This is a genomic window from Pseudomonas sp. B424, from assembly GCF_055408345.1.
The window spans coordinates 20,460-28,242 of sequence record NZ_JBUZTL010000042.1 but is presented as its reverse complement, the minus strand read 5'-3'; the positions used below and the strand labels follow the sequence as shown (position 1 = coordinate 28,242).

Below are 7,783 nucleotides of genomic sequence, written 5' to 3'. Positions count from 1 at the left end.
GATAGCGACACGATATGAGCGACTGGCCAGGAATTACCAGTCGATGTTATCCCTTGTGTCTGCTGTCATATGGCTCGCCTGAATGAGAACACCCCCTAGCTGACAGCGTTGTCCTCTGCTACCAGAACGTTCAATTCCAGGTTTGCGGCGTACGGTGCCACACTGATGGCCATCTGGGGAACGGTCCCATGGGCGACCTGCATCAGTGCTCTGCCAATAGCGCGAATGTCATAGGCATTGACCTCCCAGCCCCGGGCCGTCCTGTGCGGCTGGCTGCGCCCCGACTCGGTCGCCAGCACCCTCTCACCTGGCCAGGCTGGCATGATCTGCTGGTCAGGGTCGATATCCAGCAATATGGCATGGCTGTCGTGAGTGCCCGACGCCGGGAACTCCTGCGCACGGGCGCCCCAACGGCTGAGCCACTCAATCAGGATCTGGCCGATTTCATTGCGGGGCGCGCGCACCAGGATATTCACCCCGGCAAGATCAATATCGGCACTATTGCCCAGCGAACCGGCAATCACCGGCAAGTTTATGTGCAGCGAAAAACTGCTGCCCAATCCCGGCTCACTGACCACCCGCAAGTTCGCCCCCATCATTTCACTCAGGCTGGCGCAAATGGACAGACCCAACCCTGCTCCACCCGCACGCTCGCTGCCACCCACCTGGGAAAAGGGCTTGAACAGGCGCTTGAGTTGCTCTTCGCTGATGCCAACGCCGGTGTCGGAAATCTGCCACTGCAATGACACCTCACCGCGCTCGATAGCAATCACCTTAAGCCTGAAGACAACCCAGCCGGTATCGGTGAACTTGATCGCGTTACTGAGCAGGTTATTGATGATTTGCCGGATCCGCACCGCATCCCCGCGCAAGAGCGGCGGCAAGGTCGCGTCCGCGCAGGCAAATATTTTCAAGCCTTTATTGCTTGCTGATGCCGAATAACTGCGCACGCAATCTTCAAACAGATCCAGCGGGCAGAATGTTCTGGCCTCGACCGCCATTTGCCCGGACTCGATCTTGGACACGTCCAGCACGTCGCTGATCAACTGGAACAAAACCGTCGATGAGCGCTGAATGGTGTGCAGGTATTCGTGCTGACGCTCGCTCAGCGGCGTGAGTTCCAGCAACTCAAGATTGCCCAGCACTCCGTACAAGGGTGTGCGAATTTCATGACTCATGGTGGCCAGGAACAGGGTCTTGGCCTTGCTCGCTTCATCGGCCGAGCGCCTGGCCTGCTCCATAAGATTGGCATCATCCACATGCCGGGTGATGTCGTTAAAACCGCACAGCACAACATCCTTGCCCTTGTACCGGGTGAAGACAATACAAACCTGCAGATAGCGCCCCGCCACTTCCAGCTGGACCTCGCCCAGTTCGTGCTCACCGTAATCACGCTTCAACAGGGCAATCAGTTCGGGGGTGCCCTGCCATTCGTGGGCTCGCTGGTTTTCCAGCAATACAACACCTGTACCGCGCTCGACCACACACAGGCCAACAGGCGCGTTATCGAGCATGACCCGGTTGAACTCTTCGCTTTCAGCCAGGGACTGGTTGGCCCGTTGTGCGGGCTCGATAATTCGTACCCGGTACCAACGGTTGACCTGCCAGCCAAGAAATACAAACAGAAGAAACAGACCAGCCGCGCCCATGATGGGCCATATCGCATAGCCGAAAAAATTCTGATAGGAAATTGCGTAAAGGCCGGTCCAGGGTTGATCACCCCCCGAGCTCAATTTGAAGCGCAGGCCATCCCGGGCAAAGCTCAGTCCCAGCGGCAACTCCCCGACATCCTGAACGTCACCAAGCAGTTCATCACCAGCAGGCGAGATCAAGGTCAAGCGGCTATTGGTGGGGCGCATCAACAAACGCTCAAGGTCACTGACATCACTGATATCCAGTAACGCGGTGAGTATGACCAGGCTCTCCTCTTCAGCCGCAGGCATAAAGCGTCGGGAAAGATCCACACCGACGGCACCGACAATATATTTGCGCTTCTGGATAAGCCCTACAGGCGCTTTTATCCACAGTAACTGATCATTTTTGAGCAAATGTCGCCGTGGCACCAACTCATCGTACAAACGCTTGGTCACATCGAAAAAATTGTTTTTGTACAACAACGGGTACTGTCGGGTGCCATCAATGCCGGGGACTGCAATGGTGAACTGGTCCAGCGGGGAAAAGACGAACATCTGGGGCGCTGAATAATAGGAATCGGACCAGTAGGCCGTAAACAGATCAGTCAATTGCACCCCGAACGAATAGACGCCCTGCATCTGCTCCAAGGTAAAGCGGTCACGCTGGCTGACCGTAAAGGGCAATGACTTGGCCGTATCACGGTTCTGAAACAAGCGTTCATCGCCCTGGCGCATCAACTCAATGTGCGAGCGCGGCTTATTGTCCATAGTCAGGCCGTTGCTGGACTGCCCGTAGCTCTCGGCAGCCGTGTGCAGAAAGTCTTCATGCTCATGAATGCTTTCCATCAGCCGCGCGAAGTGAAAGTCGACTTTCTCGGCCTCCTCCTGCAAGACCCTGTTGACGGCCCAATAGCTCATGCTCAACAGCAACAGGGCAAGCCCGGTCAACAGGAGCAGCAGTTTGTTGAGCCTCATTGAACTCAGTGCCAGTGCACCGAGACGTAACTTTGCTTGCTTCATCGTTCAGGGCCGTTGTTTTACCTGGCAGCAACTGCCGCCCGTGATACAGGGATAAGCGGAACAGGAATCGTCTGATGGGGTTCGCGCCTGCCAAATTGCATCCTGTGTAACACCTGCCGCGGCAAGCCGCGAACAGGGGGGGCAATAAAAAATGGATATCACACATCACTTGTTTGTAGAGGGCTTATCTCATGTTTCAAAAAATGGGCAAATACACCGCACTTTGTGGTTCTTCGCTGCTGATCGTGATGGCGGCTGCTAGCGCTCAAGCATCTGATGGCCAAGTTGAATTCACCGGTACCATCAACGACAACGCCTGCACCATCAACAGCGAAAGTGTGAAGAAGTCGGTCGATATGGGCCAGATCCGCATCGCCGACTTTGAAAACACCGTTGGCGCAACTGCTGGCTCCACGCCGTTCTCGATCTCCCTGGAGAACTGCAGCGGTTCGACCCTGAAAAACGCTTCCATCAAGTTCAGCGGCCAACAGGCCGGGACCGATGCAACCGTATTGGGCATGAGCGGCGACAACCAGGTATCTGGCGTTGGTATCCAGATCAACGACGCGCGTACTGGCAACAAACTGGCGCTGAACACCGCCAGCACCGATTACGTGCTGCGCCCTCAGTCCAACACCTTCGACTTCACGGCGTCCTATGTGCGCCTGGTTGCAGACACCGAAGCTGCGGGTGAAACCCCGGGCACTCGCGGTATCGGCACCGGTAAAGTCAATGCGCTGGCCAGCTTCGACGTGACCTACAAGTAATTCTGATTTGCAACGCAAGAGCCCGTGCCAATCGCGGGCTCTGGCGTTAACCAGAGGACACCCTCATGCGTTTAAAAGTTGCAGCCTTTTTGGCTCTGGCAGCAGGTTTTTGGCTGCCCCAGGTTCAAGCAGGGGTCAATGTGGGCTCCACACGGGTTGTTTACCAAAGCAAGGAAAAAGAAGCCAACCTGTCACTCTCAAACTCCGGCGAAGACGGCGTGCCGTATCTGGTGCAATCCTGGGTCAGCCCCTACGACAACCGGGATGAGAGCGCGGATGAATTTATCATCACCCCGCCCCTTTTTCGTCTGGACGCCAAGAGCCAGAACATTCTGCGGATCATTGCCACCAACGGGCAAAACCTGCCAACCGATAAAGAAAGCCTGTTTTTGCTCAATGTAAAAGCAATCCCGGCCATGAGTGCCGAACAGCGCAATCAGAACGTACTGCAGATTGCACTCAAGACCACCATCAAACTGTTTTACCGCCCGAGCGACTTGAAGGGCACGCTGCCAGAAGCTGTGGAAAAACTTCAATGGCGCGTCGAAGGGGGAAAACTGAGTGTGCAAAACCCGTCGGGGTTTAACGTTGTGGTCAGCGAACTGCTGATCAACAACAGCGCCAGTAAAGACATGCCTGAAGTAATCAGGCCTGGAAGCACCGTCACCACTCCAATACCGCTGAAAAACAGCGACACGCTTGTACTCAGCTACATCAACGAGTACGGCAGCACGGTCAAGGCAACAGCCGTTACCCCTCATTGACCATCGATTGAACAGCTGACTGGAAGGATACCCTCATGTTGCGATTGCGCATGTGCGCCTTCGCGCACCGAGTAAAGAGCTGGAGCACTCTGACCTTGAGTGCAGTCGGTCTCACTACCACTGTAGTGCACGCGGACTACAGCTTCGATTCTTCCTTTCTGGAAATTGGCGGTGGCAACAGTTCGGCAGAAGTAGCCGAGCAAGTCAAAGCCATGAGCCAGGGGCAGCTGCCCGGCATTTACCGGGTTGATCTGTCAGTGGATAGCCGGCTTGTCGAACAGCGCGACCTGCATTTCATTCGCGAAACCGCGAACCAGGTTTCGACTCCCAACGGCCTGTTTCCGTGCTTCAGCCTGCAAGCCCTGACGGATCTGGGGGTTGATCCCGCACGGCTGAAAAACGCCGATATCAGTACCGACAATTGTGTGTACTTCAACCGGGAACTCACCGGCGTCACCTATGACTACGACTTCAACAAGCAGCAACTCAACCTGCAAGTTCCCCAGGCCTATATCGGCAGCGTGCCATTCGAAACCCGACGCAAAACCTGGAGCGATGGCGAGCAAGTAGCCTTTGCCAACTACAGCTTCTCCGGCAGCAACTACGAGAACCAATACAGCAACCGCCAATCACAGTTCGGCAGTGTGCACAGCGGGATCAACAGCGGCGCCTGGCGCTTTCGCAACTTCTCGACCTGGCAAAAAGGCACCAACGTCGACGGCAACTGGAAGTCGGTGGACACCTATGTCCAGCGTGACTTGGGCAATATGATGGCCATCGCCACGGTGGGTGAAAGCGCTACCGATAGTGATCTGTTTGACACCATCTCTTATCGCGGAGTAGGTATTGCCTCAGACCTGGACATGCTACCCGATGAGTCGCTCAACTTTGCCCCCGTGGTGCGCGGCATAGCCAACGGCCGCTCTTTAGTGACATTGCGCCAGCGCGGTTATGTGATCAGCGAGCAATGGGTGCCTTCCGGCCCGTTTGCCCTCAAGGATCTGTACTCGACCTCGGGCAACGGCGATATCGAAGTGACTGTTGAGGGCCCCAACGGCGAGCGCCAGGTGTACGTACAGTCGTTCTCGTCCGTGCCCTACATGTTGCGTGAAGGGCAACAGAGCTACGCTGTGACAGCCGGGCAATATCGCCCGGCAGACGGTGCTCTGGACTCGCAAAAGCCCGGTTTTGTGCTGGGCACCTACCGCCGCGGGCTGACAGACGGCACCACGCTGTTCGCAGGTACCATCGTCAGTGAGCAATACAAGTCGGCACTGCTGGGCTTCGCCCATGACTTTGCAGGGTTCGGGGCCATTTCGCTGGACGTGACCCACGCCATCAGCGACGACATGGGCCCCGAGGCCAAAACCCTGTCGGGGCAGTCGTATCGTTTTCGCTACTCCAAATCCATAGACCTGACCGATACCAGCTTCAGCCTGATTGGCTATCGCTATTCAACCAGCGGTTACTACAGTTTCAACGAGGCGATCAACGCACGCTCCAACAACTCGCTCGCCCCGTATATCGACGAAACGCTCAATAACAGCGGTGCATTCTCCCCGTACCTGAGCGGCCATATGAAAAGCAGCTTTACCGCCAACGTGTCGCAACAATTCGGCAACTATGGCGGCATGTACGCCAACCTGACCAAAACCGATTACTGGAACCTGGCCAAGAGCAATACCTCGGTGCAACTGGGCTACAGCTTCAGTGTCGGTCGGGCCTCTTACAACCTGGGCCTGGCGCAGAACAGTGGGGTTGGCGATGACATTCGCAGCGTATCGCTGAGCGTCAGCATTCCGCTGGGCAATCCCGGCAGCAGCAGCCGTATCGGCCTGAGCACTAACCAGGACTCCGACGGTAATGCCAACCGCACGGCCACATTCAGCGGATCTCAACTTCAAGACGATGCCCTGTCCTACAACCTGGGAGTCAACCAGCAAGTCAGTGATGACGACCGCGTGCTCGGCGGCTCGGTGGCGGCCCGTTACAACGCGGCCAATGCCATCTGGCACGGTTCCTACAACAAGGATCAAAACACACGCCAGACCGACTACGGCGTGGAAGGTGCGGTTGTGGCCATTCGCAACACCGTGATGTTCACCCAGCCGCTGGGCGAAACCAACATCATCGTGGCCACGCCCGGCGCCGCCAATGTCGGCGTACTGACCAAAAGCGGGATCAAAACCAACGGCAGTGGCTACACGATCATTCCTTCGGCCCAGCCGTACCGCAAGAACAAGGTGTCACTCAACACCGACTCGCTTTCAGACAACACCGACATCGCGCATCTGGTTCAAGAGGTGACGCCCAATCGCGGTGCCTTTGTACTAGCCAATTTCGAGACCCGTAACGGCCGACGCCTACTGATCAGTGTCAGTTCAAACAATGGCAAGCCGGCTCCGTTTGCAGCCGAAGCCCAGCTTCTCAGCACTGAAGGTGCATTGCTAAGCAGTGCAATGGTAGCGGACAAGGGCCGGGTATTTATGACCGGCGTTCCGGACAAGGCGCGGCTGCTGATCAACGTCAACGGTCAGCCCTGGTGCGCCAAGGATCTGGACCTGAGTACCTACAACCTTTCAGATACGGGCATCGGCCAACTACAGATCCGTTGCGATGACACCTCGGCCATATCAGCAGACACCCAAGGTATTCCTGATGCATGACTCAACCACCCAACCCCGTCATCCAAGCTGGCTTAAAAGCAGCTTGCTGCTGCTTTGCCTGCTTCTCAGTCTGGCCAGCCAGCAGGCATTTGCCCTGGTCCAGGACAACCTGAACTGCACACCGACCGGTACAACCGGCTTTATCAATCTGGGTGATTTGTCGCCCTCTACCGTTTTCTATGCACACATGACCGCCAACTGCCGGGTCACGCGCCAGTACCCCTATGGCTCATCGCTGCAGCACAGCCAGTTCTATAGCCAGGGATCTGGCAGCAAGGTCGAAGTTTTTCATACCAACTCGGGACTGATGGTGCCGGAAAAGCCGATCGGCACCGCGACCAACGTGTGCATGCCCTCCAGCTGTGTTCGACTTTACGTGGGCAACACCTTTGCCTACGATGTTCTCCTGTACGGAATCGCTCCCACCACGCCGGGAACCTACATCGTCAGCGTATCGCTAACCGACACGTCCATCAGAGGCTATGAAGCCTATGGCGACTACCTCCAGACTGTACAGCTCAGGTATCGGGTAATCCAGCCCGCTTGCTCGATGGGCTCGGCGAAAACCCTGAACCTGCCCTTCGGCACCCTGAACAGCAACGACTTCGCGATCACGCAGCAAATTGCCAATGTCACAATGAACTGCATCCGTGGTACCCAGGCAACCGCCACCCTGGTGCCCACTCAAAGTGCAATCAACGGCAGCCCGGGGGTATCAGCCACCACCCTGGCTGGCCTGTCGATGGCCGCCACCTGGGCCGACAACAACACCGCAGTGACCTTCAACAGTCCACGTACGTTAGTGCTCACCACCGGCGCCAATAATATTCGCCTCGGCTTTCGACCCCGTCTGAATACCAGCATTTCCCCGACTGGCAATTTTTCCAGTCAATACACCCTCAACATCACCTATCTATGATCAGGCACAGGAA

5 protein-coding genes are annotated in these 7,783 nt (G+C 56.4%); 4 read left to right on the top strand and 1 reads right to left on the bottom strand.

The genetic code is table 11. From position 1 onward, the window contains the following. Positions 1–95 precede the first annotated feature (95 nt). Complete coding sequence (locus ACZRMS_RS25390) at positions 96–2,654, bottom strand: ATP-binding protein (RefSeq protein WP_463997559.1); 2,559 nt, start codon at positions 2,652–2,654, stop codon at positions 96–98. A 191-nt stretch (positions 2,655–2,845) separates the two neighbouring features. On the opposite strand from ACZRMS_RS25390, the gene ACZRMS_RS25385 reads away from it, so the two are divergent. The 4 genes from ACZRMS_RS25385 to ACZRMS_RS25370 all read left to right on the top strand — a co-directional run bounded on the left by ACZRMS_RS25385 (position 2,846) and on the right by ACZRMS_RS25370 (position 7,770). Beyond that, positions 2,846–3,421 carry a fimbrial protein gene (locus ACZRMS_RS25385; protein ID WP_463997558.1) on the top strand — a complete coding sequence of 192 codons (576 nt, stop codon included), beginning with the start codon at positions 2,846–2,848 and terminating at the stop codon, positions 3,419–3,421. 65 nt (positions 3,422–3,486) lie between these two features. Continuing rightward, positions 3,487–4,185, top strand: a complete 699-nt coding sequence (locus ACZRMS_RS25380; RefSeq protein WP_463997557.1) for a fimbrial biogenesis chaperone — start codon at positions 3,487–3,489, stop codon at positions 4,183–4,185. Positions 4,186–4,220: 35 nt separating this feature from the next. Next, positions 4,221–6,851 carry a fimbria/pilus outer membrane usher protein gene (locus tag ACZRMS_RS25375; RefSeq protein WP_463997556.1) on the top strand — a complete coding sequence of 877 codons (2,631 nt, stop codon included), beginning with the start codon at positions 4,221–4,223 and terminating at the stop codon, positions 6,849–6,851. Beyond that, positions 6,844–7,770 (top strand): fimbrial protein, encoded by a 927-nt coding sequence (locus tag ACZRMS_RS25370; RefSeq protein ID WP_463997555.1) that lies wholly within the window; start codon positions 6,844–6,846, stop codon positions 7,768–7,770. Before ACZRMS_RS25375 ends, ACZRMS_RS25370 begins: the two co-directional genes overlap by 8 nt. Positions 7,771–7,783 lie beyond the last annotated feature (13 nt).

Excerpts from the sequence above, each read along its gene's own strand:
- ACZRMS_RS25375 (WP_463997556.1), top strand. The coding sequence starts at position 4,221 with ATGTTGCGATTGCGCATGTGCGCCTTCGCGCACCGAGTAAAGAGCTGG.
- ACZRMS_RS25380 (WP_463997557.1), top strand. The coding sequence starts at position 3,487 with ATGCGTTTAAAAGTTGCAGCCTTTTTGGCTCTGGCAGCAGGTTTTTGG.
- ACZRMS_RS25390 (WP_463997559.1), bottom strand. The coding sequence starts at position 2,654 with ATGAAGCAAGCAAAGTTACGTCTCGGTGCACTGGCACTGAGTTCAATG.
- ACZRMS_RS25370 (WP_463997555.1), top strand. The coding sequence starts at position 6,844 with ATGCATGACTCAACCACCCAACCCCGTCATCCAAGCTGGCTTAAAAGC.
- ACZRMS_RS25385 (WP_463997558.1), top strand. The coding sequence starts at position 2,846 with ATGTTTCAAAAAATGGGCAAATACACCGCACTTTGTGGTTCTTCGCTG.